The 18,014-nt window shown below is 45.1% G+C and carries 16 protein-coding genes and 1 pseudogene; 10 read left to right on the forward strand and 7 right to left on the reverse strand.

The features are described 5' to 3' along the window. The first annotated feature begins 119 nt into the window (after window positions 1–119). Entirely contained in the window at window positions 120–542 is a 423-nt protein-coding gene (locus tag QT992_RS22670) for an NUDIX hydrolase (RefSeq protein ID WP_333338481.1), read from the forward strand. 703 nt (window positions 543–1,245) lie between these two features. On the opposite strand, the gene QT992_RS22675 is transcribed toward QT992_RS22670, so the two are convergent. Next, entirely contained in the window at window positions 1,246–1,794 is a 549-nt protein-coding gene (locus QT992_RS22675; protein ID WP_333320194.1) for a LeuD/DmdB family oxidoreductase small subunit, read from the reverse strand. 178 nt (window positions 1,795–1,972) lie between these two features. Here QT992_RS22675 and QT992_RS22680 point away from each other — a divergent pair, with 178 nt between their 5' ends. The 4 genes from QT992_RS22680 (at window position 1,973) to QT992_RS22695 (ending at window position 8,016) form a co-directional block, all read left to right on the forward strand. Next, window positions 1,973–2,851, forward strand: coding sequence for a hypothetical protein (locus tag QT992_RS22680; protein ID WP_333338478.1), 879 nt, complete (start codon window positions 1,973–1,975; stop codon window positions 2,849–2,851). Between the two features lie 604 nt (window positions 2,852–3,455). Then, complete coding sequence (locus tag QT992_RS22685; RefSeq protein ID WP_333320190.1) at window positions 3,456–3,650, forward strand: hypothetical protein; 195 nt, start codon at window positions 3,456–3,458, stop codon at window positions 3,648–3,650. A gap of 18 nt (window positions 3,651–3,668) precedes the next feature. Next, window positions 3,669–5,894: a GAF domain-containing sensor histidine kinase gene (locus tag QT992_RS22690; RefSeq protein WP_333338522.1), complete on the forward strand. Its 2,226-nt coding sequence runs from the start codon at window positions 3,669–3,671 to the stop codon at window positions 5,892–5,894. A gap of 442 nt (window positions 5,895–6,336) precedes the next feature. Beyond that, window positions 6,337–8,016, forward strand: coding sequence for an AarF/ABC1/UbiB kinase family protein (locus QT992_RS22695; protein ID WP_333338475.1), 1,680 nt, complete (start codon window positions 6,337–6,339; stop codon window positions 8,014–8,016). A gap of 72 nt (window positions 8,017–8,088) precedes the next feature. Here QT992_RS22695 and QT992_RS22700 read toward each other — a convergent pair whose 3' ends face one another. The 4 genes from QT992_RS22700 to QT992_RS22715 form a co-directional block, all read right to left on the reverse strand. Then, a complete protein-coding gene (locus QT992_RS22700; protein ID WP_333338471.1) occupies window positions 8,089–8,388 on the reverse strand; it encodes a DUF433 domain-containing protein in 300 nt (99 codons plus the stop codon). Between the two features lie 21 nt (window positions 8,389–8,409). Then, window positions 8,410–8,772 carry a DUF5615 family PIN-like protein gene (locus QT992_RS22705; protein WP_333338469.1) on the reverse strand — a complete coding sequence of 121 codons (363 nt, stop codon included), beginning with the start codon at window positions 8,770–8,772 and terminating at the stop codon, window positions 8,410–8,412. 2 nt (window positions 8,773–8,774) lie between these two features. Beyond that, window positions 8,775–9,062 (reverse strand): DUF433 domain-containing protein, encoded by a 288-nt coding sequence (locus QT992_RS22710; protein WP_333338466.1) that lies wholly within the window; start codon window positions 9,060–9,062, stop codon window positions 8,775–8,777. A 273-nt stretch (window positions 9,063–9,335) separates the two neighbouring features. Then, window positions 9,336–9,851: a hypothetical protein gene (locus QT992_RS22715; protein WP_333338463.1), complete on the reverse strand. Its 516-nt coding sequence runs from the start codon at window positions 9,849–9,851 to the stop codon at window positions 9,336–9,338. A gap of 200 nt (window positions 9,852–10,051) precedes the next feature. Here QT992_RS22715 and QT992_RS22720 point away from each other — a divergent pair, with 200 nt between their 5' ends. The 5 genes and pseudogenes from QT992_RS22720 to QT992_RS22740 all read left to right on the forward strand — a co-directional run bounded on the left by QT992_RS22720 (window position 10,052) and on the right by QT992_RS22740 (window position 15,526). Beyond that, window positions 10,052–10,651 carry an N-acetylmuramoyl-L-alanine amidase gene (locus tag QT992_RS22720; RefSeq protein WP_333338461.1) on the forward strand — a complete coding sequence of 200 codons (600 nt, stop codon included), beginning with the start codon at window positions 10,052–10,054 and terminating at the stop codon, window positions 10,649–10,651. Between the two features lie 190 nt (window positions 10,652–10,841). Then, window positions 10,842–11,438 (forward strand): annotated as a pseudogene (locus QT992_RS22725) (C39 family peptidase). Between the two features lie 141 nt (window positions 11,439–11,579). Beyond that, window positions 11,580–12,629 (forward strand): hypothetical protein, encoded by a 1,050-nt coding sequence (locus QT992_RS22730; RefSeq protein ID WP_333338458.1) that lies wholly within the window; start codon window positions 11,580–11,582, stop codon window positions 12,627–12,629. 536 nt (window positions 12,630–13,165) lie between these two features. Next, on the forward strand, window positions 13,166–14,254 hold the full coding sequence (galT, locus tag QT992_RS22735; RefSeq protein WP_333338454.1) for a galactose-1-phosphate uridylyltransferase: 1,089 nt from the start codon (window positions 13,166–13,168) through the stop codon (window positions 14,252–14,254). Between the two features lie 159 nt (window positions 14,255–14,413). Beyond that, window positions 14,414–15,526, forward strand: coding sequence for a M24 family metallopeptidase (locus QT992_RS22740; RefSeq protein WP_333338451.1), 1,113 nt, complete (start codon window positions 14,414–14,416; stop codon window positions 15,524–15,526). A 361-nt stretch (window positions 15,527–15,887) separates the two neighbouring features. On the opposite strand, the gene QT992_RS22745 is transcribed toward QT992_RS22740, so the two are convergent. Beyond that, window positions 15,888–16,139: a TIGR02450 family Trp-rich protein gene (locus QT992_RS22745; protein WP_333322500.1), complete on the reverse strand. Its 252-nt coding sequence runs from the start codon at window positions 16,137–16,139 to the stop codon at window positions 15,888–15,890. A 281-nt stretch (window positions 16,140–16,420) separates the two neighbouring features. Beyond that, complete coding sequence (locus QT992_RS22750) at window positions 16,421–17,554, reverse strand: RNA-guided endonuclease TnpB family protein (protein ID WP_333338447.1); 1,134 nt, start codon at window positions 17,552–17,554, stop codon at window positions 16,421–16,423. Between the last annotated feature and the right edge of the window lie 460 nt (window positions 17,555–18,014).

The raw sequence follows: 18,014 nt of genomic DNA on the forward strand, positions 1-18,014 counted from the left end.
ATGTGAGGAATACTCGATAATTAATCCGTGTATTCCTGTTAAATAACTAATGACTAATGACTACTGACTACTGACTAATGACTAATGACTACTGACTACTGACTACTGACTAATGACTAATGACTAAAATTCACGTTGCGATCGCGATTTTATACCAAGACGGCAAGTTTCTCTGTCAGTTGCGAGACGATATTCCTCATATCAGATATCCCGGACATTGGGCTTTGTTTGGCGGACACTTGGAACCGGGAGAAACTGCCCAAGTGGCTGTATTGCGGGAATTGAAAGAAGAAATTAGTTATGCTCCTGCAAGTGTTTCTTTTTTCTGTTGCGATGTCGAACAAGATGTGGTTCGCCACGTTTTTCATGCACAACTTAGTGCGGATGTCAAGGATTTAGTTTTGCTTGAGGGTTGGGATATGAAGTTGTTGACACCGGAGCAGATTCGGGCGGGAAAATGCTTTTCTGAGCAGTCAGGAGATGTGCGACCTTTTGGGATTGCTCACCAGCGTATTTTATTGAATTTTATTGACTCGATTTGAGAAAATTGGTACGCACCCTACATTGGATGGGTTTGAACAGGGAGCAATTGCTAGGATGATATTTTCCTAGACTTGTAGGTAATACTCATGACAATTGGTGTAGACTGAAGTAGCCTGCATAAAACCATCAGTAATGATGACTTGGACTTTCTCTCACTTCTCTCAAGCTTTCGCTTGAGAGCATCTCTGTAATCCTTGCGGTTCGAGGTTGGTCAAAACCAGTGAAGAATACACCTCCAAAATTTGTGCAAAATACGGTGAGAGCCATAAAAGTTAGGTGGCTCTAAAATTTTTAAAGGCCCCAACTGTGGTTAGAAAACACCCAGTTTGAGTAGCGCTTTAGGGATTTTCCTTAAAGCTTTGTGGGATACCACCATGCTCTGGGACCAGTGTGATGAGCGTGCTATATTCGGATTCTCTCAGGTTGTCGGAGATTGTCTGGATTAAAAGTATCAGATACTCGTAAGGTGCGATCGGGCGTGCACCCTACATTGCAGGTAGGGCTGTTTCATTCTCTTGTAGGGGCAGCCCCCCGTGGCTGCCCCAATCTCTGAAACACGAGCAAATCGTGGATGGGGAGGGTAGGCACGGGGAGTAGGGGTAGCACTACCCCTACACAATCATCGTTTTCCGTAGGGGCAATCTGACCCCTACTCCCCGTGGTTGCCCCGAAACAGCCCTGACATTGCAGGGGTTTTAAAACTTAAGAGCGAGCCGCAATCATTCCCGTTTGGCGCGCGTACTCAAACAACCCTCCGGCATCAATCACCGGCCCTACTTCTCCTAACGGCTTGAGCGAGAAAGTTCGATCGAGAGTGTGGTTGACAATTACCTCTGCTGTAAAGTCGATCGTCACTTCTTGGCCCGTTACAAACAAGTCGCAGAGCCGATCGACTGATTCGATCGGGTACAATTCGCCAGTAGCCGAGCAATTGCGAAAGAAAATGCGGGCGTAAGACAAAGCCACCACCGCTGTGACGCCGGCGGCCCCCAGAGCGATCGGAGCGTGCTCCCGCGAAGAACCGCAGCCAAAATTTTCGCCAGCTATGATAATCGGATACCGGGTTTTCTGTTCATCGGCTTCGATAAACTTACCGTAGCGATCGGGCAACCCAATCATAGCGTAACTGCCTAGTTTCTCGTACTCGTCCGGCTTCGAGGGAACCAGGGTCAGGTATTCGGCCGGGATAATTTGATCTGTGTCGATGTTGTCGTCTACAACAAAAATTTGACCGCTAATTACTTTACCCATAGTTTATTTCCTGTTAGCCTCGCTCGATGCTGTGGTGATAATTTTAAGTGGATCGGTATGCAAAATTTGCATCTGTTCATTTTAACCTGGCAGTGTCAGTGATAACCTGTATGAGTAAAAATTAGATCCGAGACTTTGGGTTAACAATTAACAGATTGCTAAGCGTCAAGATAGTTTTATGGCAAATCCAATAGATGACATTGCTCGACAAGCTCGCGAGGGCTCGGTTGCATCGATTATTCAAATCCTTAATGACGAACTGGCACAGGTAGGCGTCAGGGCCAGAGCCGTGTTTGCAGACGGGGTGCTGCAACTGCTGTGCGAAGCTGCAACGCCCCAACTGCTCGAAGAGTCTAGTTTGGTCGATCGAGTCCGAGAAATTTTGGAACGCATTTCGCCCCACAATATTCGCCGAGTCAACATCAACAGCCGGCTTGTCCGAGAACACCAACTGCTGTGGCTCGAAGAAATTAGCCGCGATCCCGAAAATCAACTGTTGTGGTCTCAAGAAATTAAACTCCGAAAGCCGAATTTGTTCAAGCGTTTAGCTCTGAGCAACCATCACCAACGCCACGCTCAAGGAGGCAAGCGGGCTTTGCCGAGAATGGCTATACCTCGATCGATGCAGCAACCGCGGCAATTTCAGCGCGGTATCGTCGGCGGCATCAGCTTGAGTGTGCTGTTGCTAGCTGCTGCCGCCGCCATCCACAAAGGACTTAATTCCCAAGTGCCAAACAGCACACAAGCCACCACCCAAGCAGTTGCCACTGGCGCTCCCTCGGAGGCAAAACCTGCTGTGAAAATTTCTAAGGAGACTGTTAATTCTGCTGGTGACTCTTTTGCCCAAGCAGTGCGAGTAGCCGAACAAGCAGCCACCGAGGGCAAAACCGCTCAATCTCGCCAGGATTGGTTAGTCGTAGCTGCTAAGTGGCAGCAAGCTTCCGATTTGATGGCCGCTGTGCCTTCCAAGCATCCCCGCTACACAACGGCTCAGAACCGGACGGCACTTTACCGCGAAAATAGCGATAAAGCCCAACAGGAAGCACAAAATAATTGACATACCTCCTCGTCCTTTCATGAGCGAGGATTCCTTAACGCTTCACAGCAACGCGCTACCAAAGTAGTCTTACCGTCGCTCCACGTCCGTTTAGAGTCTCCCAATGCCCGCTAGGCGACTATGTTTCGTTGTACTCAAGCAAAAAGCTTGGTGTCTTCAGGGTTGCAGTTAAGCATTGCCCCTCCAAACTGTCTAGGTGCGCTCTTATCGTAGCTATTTCAACGCGTCTTGAGCCTGTAGACTTCTCTATTCTAGCTCAAAGCCGTCGTAGAACGACGGGGTTTTAGACCCATTTTTCTGATAAATTTAACAAGAGAGTTCGCCGCGCTGCTCTAGGTGTTGTGAAAAATGAGTTGTGGAGTAAAAACTCGGAAACTCTCAGCCGGCGTTATGAGTGATAATTTGGGGATTTTGAATTTTTGCGATCGGCGTTACTCGATCGGCCCATTTGTATCAAAATAAAAATTTGTTAAGATCACAAACTTAAAGAGGAAACATCACAGGGTGAGGAGATGGGTGTCACTAAGCGGTCTCTAGAAAAACTTCATACTACTAATAACCGCCAAAATTAGCGGGAATGGGATTGATAATCATCCGGTAAAGGATGGTAAAGTTCATCCCGTACAGATCGAAGGGTAAAAAACAGGAAAATAGAACTCGGTCAGATCGGGGTATATTTTCACATATCGATCGACCCGCCGATCGGCTGCACAAACACAGAAAGCAGGCTCATAACGGTCAAGCCGACAGTTATGGAGAGGTTCTAGATTGGCAGCGGGAGCCGGCTCAAACATCTTAGAATAAAGGCTTGGTTGCCATGATCGATCGCCAGGGAAGTCAAGAGTTTACTTCGATCGACCGATCGCCGTCAGAGTCTTGCACTTTGCATTTACCGCAAATCCCAGAACCAGTATCAGTCCAAAACTTTTTGGATCGTCTTATGCAGTTCCAGGTCGATCCTGCCCTTATCGGGCGACAAATTTCCCAAATTCTCGCGACCAGCTTCGATCGAGAAATCCTGCTGCTGCAAATAGCCAATACTTTGGGGGTTGCATGGGGAGCAGATTTCTGTTTGGTTACTGCTGTGGTTGACCACAAAGCAGTACATCCGAATGCTTACTGGCAAAATAGCAGTGATTTTCCCTATGTGGCTGGTGTTGCCGATTCCACTGAAACACCGGAACACCCCCAAACCACAAGCTTAAAATCGCCTAGCATATCACTCGAACATCCCGTCTGGGCAAACGTCCTAGCAGACGGCGAGATACTGGCGATATCCGACTATCAAGATAGTCCGGCAGCTTCATCCCCCAATTCCCCTGTGACTCCACTGCCTTTTCGGGCAATTTTGGCAGGGCCTGCGCGATTTGGAGGGGCTGTAAATGGCATGATGATTCTTGGTAAGTTGCAACCTCACGAGTGGTCGGTAGCCGATCGCCAGCGCCTTGAATCAGCATCAGACGCGATCGGCAGCGCGATTTCTCACCTTCAAAAAACTCAAGAAATTGCCAGCTTAAACGCACAGTTACAGCGACAAGCTAAATACAAAAATCTACTCAGGTCAGTTGCTGCATCGATCGACACAAATTCAGAAGTCGATCGAATATTGCAGCAAGTTATTGAAAATACCGTCGCTACCCTGGAAGTAGATAGAGGCCAAATCCTACTCTTGAAATATACAGATCCTCTATTTACAACTCGCTCCCCCAATCAAACTCCCAAAGCGAAAGTCGAATTAGTTTGCGAATCCGTTGTAAAAAAAGCTCCAAACAAACAGGCAAGATCGCAAAGCGCGATCGGAAAAAAAAGCTCAACATCCAAAACAAAAAACAAGGATAAAACTGCTAATTCCCAATCCCAAATCCCTAACTCAAAACCAAATAACTCTCCCGCTTTTTGGCTGTCAGAATCTAATTTGTGCCACCAAGCATTCCACAGCGCACCCAAACCCCTCGCCCTCGCTGACGCAGGCGCATTAATCGCCAAAGAACAAGAGGCAGCCACAGAAATTTTGAAACTCCAAGGCATTCGCGGCTTGCTGCTGGTTCCCCTCACGGGCGGTAGCCGCCAGGAAACAGTTTTGGGTTTCTTGGTTTTGCAGCACTCCGAGCCGCGCACTTGGATCTCGGAAGAATTAGAAGTTCTCGAATCAGTCAGCGCTCAAGCGAGCAAGATGATTATCCAAACTCAAAGGCTTAAGGAATTGCAAAGCGTAGTCTTCGACAGAACCGCTCAGTTGCAGCAAAGTCTCGACCTGCAGGGGAAACTGTACGAACAATCTGCCAATCAGCTAGAGCAAATGCGGAAATTGAAGCTGATTAAAGACGAGTTTCTCAGCACTCTGAGTCACGAGTTGCGTACCCCTTTAACAATCATGAAGCTGGCGATTCTGATGCTCAAACAAGCTGAACTGCCGTCAGCGAGTCGGACTAAGTATCTCGACATTCTAGAACAGCAGTGTTCTAAGGAAACTGCTCTGGTTAACGATTTGCTAGCCCTCAAGCAGTTTGAGCCTCAGCAAGTCCCGATTTCTCTAATCAAAATCGATCTCAACCGTTTATTTCAAGATTTAGCTGGGGATTTTGAAAAACAGTGGGCGGATAAGCAATTGACTCTGAAGGTGGATTTGCCCAAGTTGACCCCTTGCTGGGAAACTGACCCGGACATTCTCAATCGGATACTGCTGGAATTGCTGACGAATGCTGGAAAATACTCTGCTTCTGGAACGGCGGTAGTTTTGGAGGCGTCTGAGGCAGCCGGCTATATTGTCCTGAGTATTTCTAATTTCGGGCGTGGCATTTCGGCTGCTGATTTGCCCCACATCTTTGACAAGTTCCGCCGTGGCACTGGCATTACTGACCAAGCTATCGCCGGTACGGGTTTGGGTCTGGCTCTGGTAAAGTCTTTAGTGCAGCACTTGAATGGTACTATTGATGTGTCTAGCTGTCCGGCCGAAAGTTCAGAAGCTGACAATTTGTGGCGCACATCTTTTACTCTGACTCTGCCGCAATTAGCAGCGGAACTCTGTAATGTAGAAGAATAGTTCGGTTGAGAAGCTGCTGGGAATTGGCAGCGAACAGGCGAAACTAGAAGACTTGCCAGAAGAGGCAGATTTGGAAATGTCCTAAACGCTACCAAGTCCTCTGTTTTGAATGGTGTGTCTGGTTGCCCGTCTAAATTGCCGGTTCTCTATTGCTGATTTTCCCCAGGACTTATATTATTTCGGGTTATTTTCCCGTAATTAGCGCGTGTTTGTAGTGAGTACGACTGTCCTCTATTTATTAATTAATCAGGACTTGCATTACTTACTAGGAACTTAATTATAATTGTATAGCCGGAGATGATATTAGGCAGTATAGACCAAAGAAACTGAGTTTTTTAACTGTTTCAAAGGCCTGCAACCCGTCTTTTCGTACAAGCCGGTTTCTGCGTCCTGGATAGTCCCTAAAAATTGTCACGGTGCATGGAATTCGATCGCCAATATTATGCTCACAAAAGCTGCACCTAAAACCCTGCGTTGGCAACGTTCTAAATATTCGCCACTGGCACGGCAAATAGATATTTTTGCAGCGGCGGGAAAGTTTATGTTTTTTTTGTGGTGGGACGCACTGCTGCAAAATAAGTCGCCTCAAACTAGAAGAATTCGCGCTCATTGGTTGGTCAATACTTTGCTGAATTTAGGCCCGACTTTTATTAAAATCGGGCAGTCTCTCTCGACTCGGGCGGATTTGCTGCCGCTTGAGTATGTGAAGGAACTCGAACAGTTGCAAGATCGGGTTCCTCAGTTTAGTTCCGAAGAGGCGATCGCTCTTGTAGAATCAGAGTTAGGCAAGGATATTTATGCTTTGTACCGCGATTTTGACCCGTCGCCTCTGGCGGCTGCGAGTCTGGGACAGGTGCACAAAGCGAGGCTGCACACCGGGGAAGATGTGATTGTAAAGGTGCAGCGTCCGGGTTTGGAAAGTTTATTTGATTTGGATGTGAAGGCGGTGCGCCAAGTGATGCGTTTTTGCCATCGCTATTTGCCTGCGACGCGCAAGTACGACCTGGAATCTATTTATCACGAGTTTTTTAAGATTTTATATCAAGAAATTGACTACGTGCAAGAAGGTAAAAATTCCGATCGCTTTAGCCATAATTTTCGAGAATATCCTCAGATTATTGTGCCGAAAGTCTACTGGCAATACACTACGAAAAAAGTGCTAACTCTAGAATACGCACCAGGCATTAAAGTGGACGATCGCATTAGTTTAGAGGCGATTGGAGTCGATATTGTGAAACTCAATCAAGTCGGAATTTGCTGTTATTTGAAACAGTTGTTAATTGACGGTTTTTTTCAAGCTGACCCGCATCCGGGAAATTTGGCGGTGACAGAAGATGGTAGCTTGATTTTTTACGATTTTGGGATGATGGCTGAGGTGAAGTCTCTGGCTAAAGACCAAATGGTCCAGACTTTTTTTGCTGTGATGAGAAAGGATACGGACGAGGTACTCAATACTTTAATTACGATCGGCTTAGTTGAGCGGATGCCGGATATGATGCCGGTACGCAGGCTGATTGCTTTTCTGTTGGATAAGTTTATTGATAAGCCGATCGACTTTCAAGCTTTTAATGAAATTAAGAACGAACTTTACATCATGTTCGAGCAGCAACCGTTTCGCTTGCCTGCAGAAATGATGTTTATTGTCAAGTCCGTGACGACTCTCGACGGCATTGCTAGAACTCTCGACCCTGACTACAATTTCCTAGCATCGGCTCAGCCTTTTGTCAAGAGTATTGCGGTGAGCAAGGGGCGGGGAAATGCGATCGGAGAATTGGCAAGACAAGCGCGAAGTTTTATTACATATAAGTTACGGCAGCCGAGCAAATCGCAAGTTTTTCTCAAGCGTTTGGAGCAGCGAATTGAAGAGGGCGAACTGCAAATTAGAGTGCGAAATATCGAGAGCGAAAGAGCCTTGAAACGCATTAATTTAGCCCTGAAAACTCTAATTTTCGCTTCTGTGACTGGTTTTGCGGTGCTGTCGGGTGCTGTGCTGCTAGTGGGCGGATATCAAACGGGGGCGATCGCAGCTTTTGCGGTTTCGGGATTCGGTGGCTTGTTTGTGTTGCGCTCGTTGTTAGATTTGTTGGTTAAGGAAAAGCTCGATCGAATGGTCGATCGATAAATATACTGGGGAATGGGGAATTGCGATCGTACTCACGACGAAGAGTCCTCATTTCAAGGACTAAATGCTGGCTCATGTCTCCTGCATTTGTAAGTTATTTAATGCTGCCAACCGTTCATATTCGGCTTGTTCAGTCGCTAAATATACTTCTATTTCTGCTCGATTTGCGTGATAATAAGTCAGTGCAGCATAAACCTGCGCTAAGGTGAGATGATCCAAATCGGCTGCTATTTCTTCAGCATTATTACCTTGTTTGTATAAGGCTGCAATTCGCTGCACTGATGTGGCAGTACCTGCTACGATCGGGATGCCACCGCGAAGGTGCGGATAGCGGATAATTAAAGTGCCAATTTCTATAATTTTTGCTGTCAAAGTAGTTTCTCCTTAAAATTGCTAGTCCATATAATTTCCCAGAAACTCTTGCCGATCGATCATCTCTTCTGCTGACTTTGCAGAAATTAACCTCAAAAATCCTCGCAATTGTTCCCCAATCGAATAACTTTGTCTGCCCATCACAATTCCTGAATGTTCCTGGCCTTGTTCCATATAAATTTTATGCAAGCGACAAAAGTCTCCCACATTCAAAGTATAGATAACTCGCCCTTGGGCAGTTGCCCATATTAATTGCTCTTCATCAGTGCAACTGAGATTATTAGCTTCAGCAGTTGTAGCTACATCAATCCCTACATTTCGGAGCGCTTTGACTAAGGAGCGTTCCAGAATATCCTCATCTAAATATAAACGAATTTGGCTCAAGATTAACTCCCCGCTTTGTGTTCATTAGCTAAGCGATCGCACTCAGATTCTTCCGTCGCAATATCAGCATCAATTTGCTCTTTATTGGCGTAGTAGTAAGCTAATGCTGCATGAACTTGTGCTAAATTTAAGTGGGGAATTTCGGCAATGATTTCTTCTGGTTTCATCCCCATTTTGTACCAAACGGCGATTCGTTGAACTGTTATTCTAGTCCCTGCGATGCGGGGGCGATTTCCACAGGTTTCTGGTGTGGAAATGATGAGGGTGCCAATATCAGTTAAAGTTGGCATAGGTGAATCTGGGTTTAAAAATTAGAATTTAATTATAGCATAAATTTATTATCATTGAATTTTGTCTGCTTAATTTATGAAATCGCTATAGATTACGGCTTAAATACCCGTTTATTTCTTAGTCCCCCTCTGCTGAGACGAAAGTTTGTGCAGATCGCGATTTCAATATCCGAATCATCAAGGGGTAACGAACCCGAATTTGGTATAAGTCGATCGCGAAAACAGTTTTTGAAAGTGCCTCGATGCTCTACAATCGGGAAAAGTTCAGCGAGGCTACACAACTGTTTGAGGATTGTGTGCGTTTAAATTCGGCGGATGGGGTAGCTGCAATTTATCTCGATCGCTGCCGACAACAATTATAAAAGTAATATAGCCAAAAGCTTTACCGATGCCACCGAGTCCAAAAATACCAATTAAACGATAGGGAGCTTCAATCATCGAACTTTCTAGCGTTTGCAGTTCCTCTTGACGATCGTAAAACCGGGAAAAGTCGATCGCTTCACCCCAATCTTGCTGAGCTTGTTGCGATTGTTCGTAGCGACGCAAAACAGCTTGAATATTGCGCTTGGAGACTGGTTCGCCCAAGATTTGAGAGAGACTTCGCCACAAATGCGAACCCACTTGTTTGATGTAGTCGTATTCGTAACCTAGCTGCTGGGCAATTTCCGAGTAGGAATGTTCCGCCCAAGTTTCCAGAAATACAGCAGATTGCAGATCGTTAAGTTTTTGTCCGTGGTTAGCAGCTTGTAAAAGCCGATCGACTATGGTAAGCGCTTCTTCTCGTCTCATCGCCACTACCTTGACTGATTATTTTAGGTGTTGCTGGCTTCTAACCCCCTTACCAGTAGCGTTTCAGGAAACCTTACAAAAACTTTACAAAAGGAACTCACTTTTTCTCACCGACAGGGCGATCGGGCTTCGGTTTTGATTGAAGTCGAATAGATTTCAGAAATGATTTCTCCACTAATCCTAAAGCAAGGAATCAAGAAATGGCAGATCCAAAAACTTACCAATTTGATCTTCCCAGCACCGATCGTCCGCTCGACGTTTTAATTCCTGAAACTTGGTATCCGGGAATCCGGGATTATTGGTCAGGATGTACGAGTCAACGAGATGTACACCCCATTGATGGCATTAAAGCAGTTGTAATACACGCAACAGCAGGCTCTAGCTCCGCAGGTGCAATTTCGGTAATGAGAGATGGCAACGCTAGTTTCCATTGGCTTGTTCCGGATGAAAATGAGCCTGAACACGGTCAAAAGATTTGGGCTTGTGCGCCAGAAACCCTTGCTGCATGGCACGTTCAAAACAAAGCATCACACCCTGATATTAATGGTGGCAGAGTCAGAGTCAATCATTGGTCTTTGGGAATCGAACTTGTGAATACACAAAAACCTAGTCCTATTGATCCTTTTTCAGATTGGCAGGTTGCTATTACTGCAAAGATAATTCGTTATTGTTGGGCTAAGTATCCCAATCTTCGCCATATAGTATCGCACGCAAAGCTAGATCCTGATCGTCGCGAAGATCCCGGATCTCTGTTTCCTTGGGATAAATTCAAGAATTTGGTTTTATCTTCAGACGATTAAGCACCTTTTGTTAGTTTCACCGCTGCAAATAGAAATGCTGATGATATTTGTCTGATTGCAGGTGATTCAATTTGCTGCTTATAGGCTCAGATAATTTGAGCCTATATCTGGCTTACGCTTTTTCCTCCTACCCGGATTTCTTTCGGTCGCAATTGTTTCAGTATTATCCAAAAACTTGTGAGGTCAAATCATGAAAGTTATTAAGGACGTTCCATACTTCTCTCAACTAGACAATAAGTTTGAGCCCTACACAGCTTGTAACGTGACATCCCTAGCTATGTGCCTTTGGTACTGGGGTTTTCGAGGTCGCGGCAGCTAGCGTCAATTTGAAGACGAACTCTATACACGTGCTGTTGATAAGGGCTGGAATCGTTTTACTACATGGGGGTTAAAAGATCTAGCTGAAAGCTTTGACGGCATCAAAGACGATCTAACTGAAAATGGTACTCTCAAGGACATCCGCAAAGCAATTGATGAGGGAAAACTTTGTATAGTACACGGTTTTTTCACTGCACCAGGTCATATTATGGTCGTCCATGGTTATACGGACAGTGGATTTATTGTCAACGATCCATTCGGAGAGTGGTATCCGTGGAGGTATGACGAGAATGAGCCAAGAGGTAACAATAAAAAAGGAGAAGGTCTAGAGTATTCCAAACGAGCAATTACATCCTGCTGTGATAGTTGGAGTATAGGTGAAGCACAGGTTCGCTACCCTTCGATTAGCAATTCTCAAGCCGAAACAGAAGCTAACACAATTTGGTTGCATCGCATCTATAAAGCATAGCCTGTGAATTTGCAGAGCGATCGCACCTCGTCACCTCTCCATCGTTTCACCAGACAACAGGAGATGAGAGTGAAAGGTGCGATCGCTCTCCAACTTGATTGTCAATACTAATTTGATCCTTCTCTAAATAGGTTTTCAACTATGAACTTCCCGGCGATGTTGGATGTGGCTATTGGCTTGTTTTTCATTTACTTAATTCTCAGTCTTTTAGTTTCCGGCATTCAAGAATTAATTGCTACAGTTCTAGAATGGAGAGCTAAACAATTGAAAGAAGCCATCCAAATTCTACTTGGTGACAATGAAGCAAATTATCCGTCCGCTATCCAAGCAAAAAAAATTGCTAATGATCTGTGGAATCATCCTCTGATTCGATCTCTGAATCAAAGAAAAATTATTCGAGGTTCGGTCGGCCCTTCCTATATTTCTTCAAAAATGTTTGCGGCCACCTTGCTGGAAATTATCCAAACTGATTACGATTTTAACCCTTCAGGAACAATTGATGACATCGTAGAATCAATCAAGGACAATAAAAAACTAGACCCAGAAATACAACGGCGGATTTATTCTATCGCTTTAATAGCTCAAAGGAAAGCTAGTGCTAGTGAGACGGGAATTAAGTCTTTAGAAAAGGAGATAAGAATTTGGTTCGATCAGTCGATGGAGCGAGCATCTGGTGTCTACAATCGGAATGTTAAGGGGTTTACTTTTTTGATTGGCTTGGCAGTTACACTGGCGATCAATGCTGATACATTCCACATCCTTGAAAGATTAAACAAAGATGCGGCTTTGCGCTCTAGTATCAATCAAGTTGCCAGTAATGTTATTAGCAATAACGAGAAGCAGATAGACGACTGTTTGATAGAGGCAAATAAATTGAATGATCCCAGGGAAAAATTAACGAAACAAAACCAATGCTTTGAGGACATTAATACAGGGTTGGATAAGCTAACTATGCCTCTTGGCTGGTCTACAATGGAAGAATTTAACAAGCAAGTAAATCCCCGATATCCCGCTAAACCTCAACCTTGGGATTGGGTATTCGGAATCATCAAACTTATCTTTGGTTGGCTGTTGAGTGCTGGGGCTATAGCGATGGGTGCGCCCTTTTGGTTCGATCTGCTCGGTAAATTTATTAACGTCCGTAATGCTGGTCAAGTACCTGAATCAAAATCTAATAATAAGCCTAGTTGAGCAAGGTTTTGTGAAAAGATAGTAGGGTGCGTCAGTCAATAAGCGTTTCCCATGTATAGTCAGTGTTCGCGAATGACGCACCTTACCTGGATCGTTAATGGTTTAAATGCGTAACTTATTAAATATTTCTATATAGTTAGTCTGACGAGTATGCTTTCCTACTGCTATATCTTGTTAAACAGGAGAGTTGGTGATTTTTTGAGCCATCGAGTTTTTCATCTCGTGAGGCTCACTCTTGATGAGAGAAAAAGGAGATCCCTTATTTTGCACACTATATATAGGGGGCCTGCGTAAGTCCTGTCAAAGCTAAAGTCCTCTTAGATACGAATCAAGAACTCATTAGTCCTCATAGCGAGCACCTTAGCTAAAAACCCCGTGGGTTTCAACCCCTGGCGGACTGGCGGACGATCGGCTGAGGTTGGTACTGCCAAGTAAACTTGTTAAGATAATTTGCGACTTTAGGTAGGGGCGGATGCTCAAAGCACGAAGTTATACTCCTAACATATATTAAACCCGATCGCCCGCCCCTACAAAAAATGTACGCCCAAACATTGCTAAAACCAGACGGCCGCCCACTCACACTGTACAGCCGCTACCCAATCCCAGAAGGTATCGCGGCCGTAAGTCCCAGCAATGAACCCGTACAGGCAAACCCGCACTTTCGCTGGCATCCTTTGCGGGGGGAATGGGTAGCATACGCCAGCCACCGTCAGGGAAGAACTTTCATGCCGCCACCGGAATACAACCCGCTGGCAGCTACAATTAACGCTAAGTTTCCGACAGAATTGCCGCCGGGAGATTACGATGTAGCCGTGTTTGACAACCGCTTTCCCTCGATGACTTTGCAAGCAAAAAACGCACCTGCAAATATTGTCGAAACTTTGCCCGCCAAGGGCATTTGCGAAGTCGTTGTTTTTACTCAAGATCCGCAGGCTTCCTTGGCTTCTTTGGAGTTATCTCACTTGGAATTATTGTTAGAAGTATGGGCCGATCGCACTTCAGTTATTGGCAGCAATCCCGAAATTCAATACGTCTTGCCTTTTGAAAATCGCGGCGTCGAAGTCGGAGTAACTTTGCACCATCCCCACGGTCAAATTTACGCTTATCCGTTCGTGCCACCGGTGCCGGCACGGATGTTAGAATGTCAATCGGTTTACTATCAAAAAAACGGTAGCGGTTTGCTGCAAGATTTGATTCAAAAAGAGATTTCCGACAACCAGCGAATTATTTATTTAGACGAAGAGGCGATCGCCTTTGTCCCCGCTTGTGCCCGCTACCCTTACGAAGTGTGGATTGCCCCGATCGCCCCCGCTGCTACATTTGTCGATTTGACGGAAAAACAGCGGCAATCACTCGCTAAAGCCTTAAAAACAGTCACCCTCAAATATGACGGTTTGTGGCATCGCCCGTTCCCTTATTTGATGGCTTGGTTTCAAGGGCCCACAGACGGGAAGCCCCATCCAGAAGCGCATTTGCACGCCCAATTTTATCCGCCCTATCGATCGAGCGATCGATTAAAATACCTAGCAGGAACCGAACTCGCCGCCGGAATGTTTGCCAACGACGCTTTACCCGAAGAAAAAGCTAAAGAATTGCAAGCAGTATCTATCGATTTTAGATTTTAGATTTTAGATTTTAGATTTTAGAGATTGTAGATTTTAGATTTAGCAAATGTTAACTAAAATCAGTGATTTTCTTCCTTCTTCCTTCTTCCTTCCCCCCTTCTGAGGCAGCGGGGAGTTGACTTCTTCCTTCTTCCTTCTTCCTTCTTCCTTATTTCATATATGATAAACTCATTAAACCCAGAAGTTGACAGCAAACTCGAATTCATCCGCAAAGCCTTAACCGAAACAAAAGCGATCGCCCTTCGTTTGCGCGGTACAGACTGGTTTGCCTGGGCCACAGCCGGCGGTTCCCATACAGTATTGCTAACCGCAGAAACCGGAGTTGCAGAACTTTTAATTACCGCCGAAACAGCTTGGGTTCTCACCGATGAAATCGAAGCTCAACGCTTGCAAGATGAAGAATTGCCAGCCAACTTTCAAATGCACATCTATCCTTGGGCAGATGTTGTACAGCGCGAAGCTTTCGTCAAAGAAATTACTGGTGGCGGTAACGTCATGAGCGATCGGCCAAATGCCCAAGAAACACCAATAATCGCTTCTTTACAGTCTCGCAAACAGACAATGATGTCAACCGAATTAGAGCGATACCGGCGAGTCGGGCGTTTAGCCAGCGAAGCGATGACAGAGGTACTTTCCGCCGCCAAACCCACATGGACAGAATATCAGCTAGCGGGAGCCGGTGCAGAGGCATTGTGGGCGAGAGGTTTGCATCCAGCACTTACCTTAGTTGCTGGAGAAAGGCGTTTGCCGCTGTACCGCCACGCCACAGCAACCGCCGAACAAATTGGGCGACAAGCAATGTTAGTATTTTGCGCGAGGGGAGGGGGTTTGTATGCCAATTTAACTAGATTTGTCTGTTTCGATTTTCTTGGGGAAAAGCATTCAGAGTTGCACAGACAAGTCAGAGAAATTGAAGCAGCGGCGCTAAATTTTTGCCTGCCGGGAGTAACGCTGAATGCGGTTTATGATACGCTTAAAACTGCTTACGAAGAGCACGGATATCCTCAAGCAATTGCGGAACACCATCAAGGCGGAACTACGGGATATTTGGCGCGCGAAATTGTGGCGAATCCGGCTACTTCAGATATTTTGGCAGAAAATATGGCTGTGGCTTGGAATCCGAGTTTGTCGGGAGCAAAAATTGAGGATACGTTTTTAATTCACAGCGATGGAACGTTGGAAAATTTGACTTTTGATCCGAATTGGCCGAGTGTTGAAGTAGCGGGAAGGTTGCGGCCAGTACCGCTGGAAATATGGCACGATCGACCTTAGTCAATCTCAAGCAGTACCGAGCGATGACAAACGCGCTACAAACTTTTAGATGGAATTTATCTGGCGGCTTCTGTCATTTGGCTTAATTTAGGACACCCCCTAGAGCAAAAAAGGACATTACCCTACAAAAGGCATTAAATTAAGTTCGGCACGCCTTACTTAATGTTTTGTTACATAGTAAAGATTTTTCCCACCAACTTACTGAAGCAAAAACGCTGATACCTACATAAGGGTTTCCCGAACTTGTAGTCATGTAAAAGATTTTTCAAAACCGGGAAAGTCTCACTCCGTATTGGTTTGAATCGGAACGATAGCAGCAGGCGACGGAAGTTCCGCTAACTCTACCCCACAGCCGTGTCTTTTAGTCTGCAGTTTCTAATTGCTCTAATTCTTGCGTAGACTGCCATCCAGCTTGCCAGAGCGATCGATCTTTGAGCTGTGCGGCGTTCAGCCAAAAACGCACATTTGGATCGCAAGCCGCCACCATTTCTGCAAATACCCATTTACCTTCGTTTTTTCGGTTGACAACTTGAAAGTGTCGCCACCCCCAAGTTTTTTGGTGTGAAGTCCATCGGGAACCAACTAAATAAGGAAATTTTTGTTTTTTGCTCACAGTATTTTTCTGGAAAAATATATTAGAAAGCAAGTGAATTGTAATATAGCCATCCTAAATCCTTTGTGTAATTCTTGTAGGGGCAAACCCCCCGTGGTTTTCCCCATGAGGCCGGGTAGGCAAAGAAAGGTACTATCCCTACATCTTTGTACGACTCCTGCAAGGATTGCTATATAACTCGTTCTGTTTGATGATAGTGAACTACCAGACGCTGACCACTTAAGTGGTACAGCTCTGGCTTCCTGGTTCAACGGGGCGGGGCGTCCAACAAAACCGAAGTTTTACTCTTGGCGACTTACATCCCCTCCGCAGGTAGAAGCGCTAGTTCCTAACGCCAAAATCCGCAAGGCTTCATTTCTAATATTTATCGAAGCGTTTACATCACGATCGTGATGAGTACCACAATGCTGGCAAGTCCATTTCCTAACATCAAGGGTTAGACTCTCAACTCGATTTAGACATACATGACACGTCTTAGAGCTAGGGAACCATCTGTCAATTTCGACATATTGCTTTCCTTCGCTCTCTGACTTGTATTTGAGCATGGTACAGAACATACCCCAACCAACATCACTAATTGATGAAGCTAAATGATGATTCTTCACCATACCTTTGATATTGAGATTTTCTACTGCAACAACTTGGTTTTCGTTCACTATCTTGCGGGATAGCTTGTGCAGAAAATCTTCCCGGCATCGAGCAATTTTGGAGTGAACTGTCGCAACTGCCAGCCTTGCCTTCTTTCGGTTTTGACTGCCTTTCTTTTTGCGAGAAAGCTTCTGTTGTTTTCGCTTTAAGTTCCGCTGGCGTTTGACAAAATGTTTGGGATTGCTAAATTTAGAACCATCGCTGGTAATCGCAAAATGAGTCAATCCTACATCAATACCAATAGCCTTGTCTGCTGAAACTAGCTCAGGTTTTTCTTTCCCGTCATCAATCAAAACAGAAACAAAGTGTTTACCATCCGGGTTTCGAGACACGGTAACAGTTTTGATGTCGCCCTCAAAACCACGGTGTCGCCGACAAAAAACTAAGCCAATCTTCGGGAGACTAATATAGTCGCCGTCGAACTTGACATTTTGAGGATAGCTGATTGACTGCCTACCGTGCTTGGCTTTAAATTTGGGCGGCATCGCCCTCTTGTCAAAGAAGTTTTTATAGGCAGTAGACAAATTCAACGCAACTACCTGTAAACATTGAGAATAAGGCTCTTTTAGCCATTCGTATTCTTTTTTGAGTGCAGGGAGTAAGCCTTGTATGCACCCTCTAGAAAGTCCTTTACCAGTATTTTTGTAGGTTTCTTGACACAGATTCAAAGCATAGTTCCAAAACCATCTCGCACAGCCAAAAGACTTTGCCAGCAAGACTTCTTGCTCGTCTGTGGGATAGATTCTGTACTTGTATGCTTTGTACACTTATCGAGAATGCCAAATACTGATAAAATAATGATACCACACACAAACGATACTGATTCGCTGTCGCTCAAGTTGTTTTTTGGTTCATTTTCATCCCGACGCTCTACCGTAGGTAGAGCGCAGGACTTCCCATTCACGTTAGTTAAAGCTCGTCAAATCCTCTCCCCCTCTCCCCTTCTCTTGAACATAACAAATAATATAGAGCCGCTGCAGCTTACAGGAGAGTACACCTAAACTCTATCTGCAAGTAGATGCGTTTATTGTAACTTGCAGCAGTTTCGCATCGGGGCTCAAAAGTAAGGGCAGTTCAATGACTGCCCCTGTAATTAGTTATACCTATTGAATAGGATAATTTTTCAGGCGATCCACAAATAGCAAATTTATCCAGTACGAGCTAAATCGTGAATCTCAAATCTAAAAGCAAATAACCCAGGTTATAGTTGTGCAGAATAATCCTTTC

The organism is Microcoleus sp. T3_D1 (genome assembly GCF_036700405.1).
Lineage (GTDB): Bacteria > Cyanobacteriota > Cyanobacteriia > Cyanobacteriales > Microcoleaceae > Microcoleus.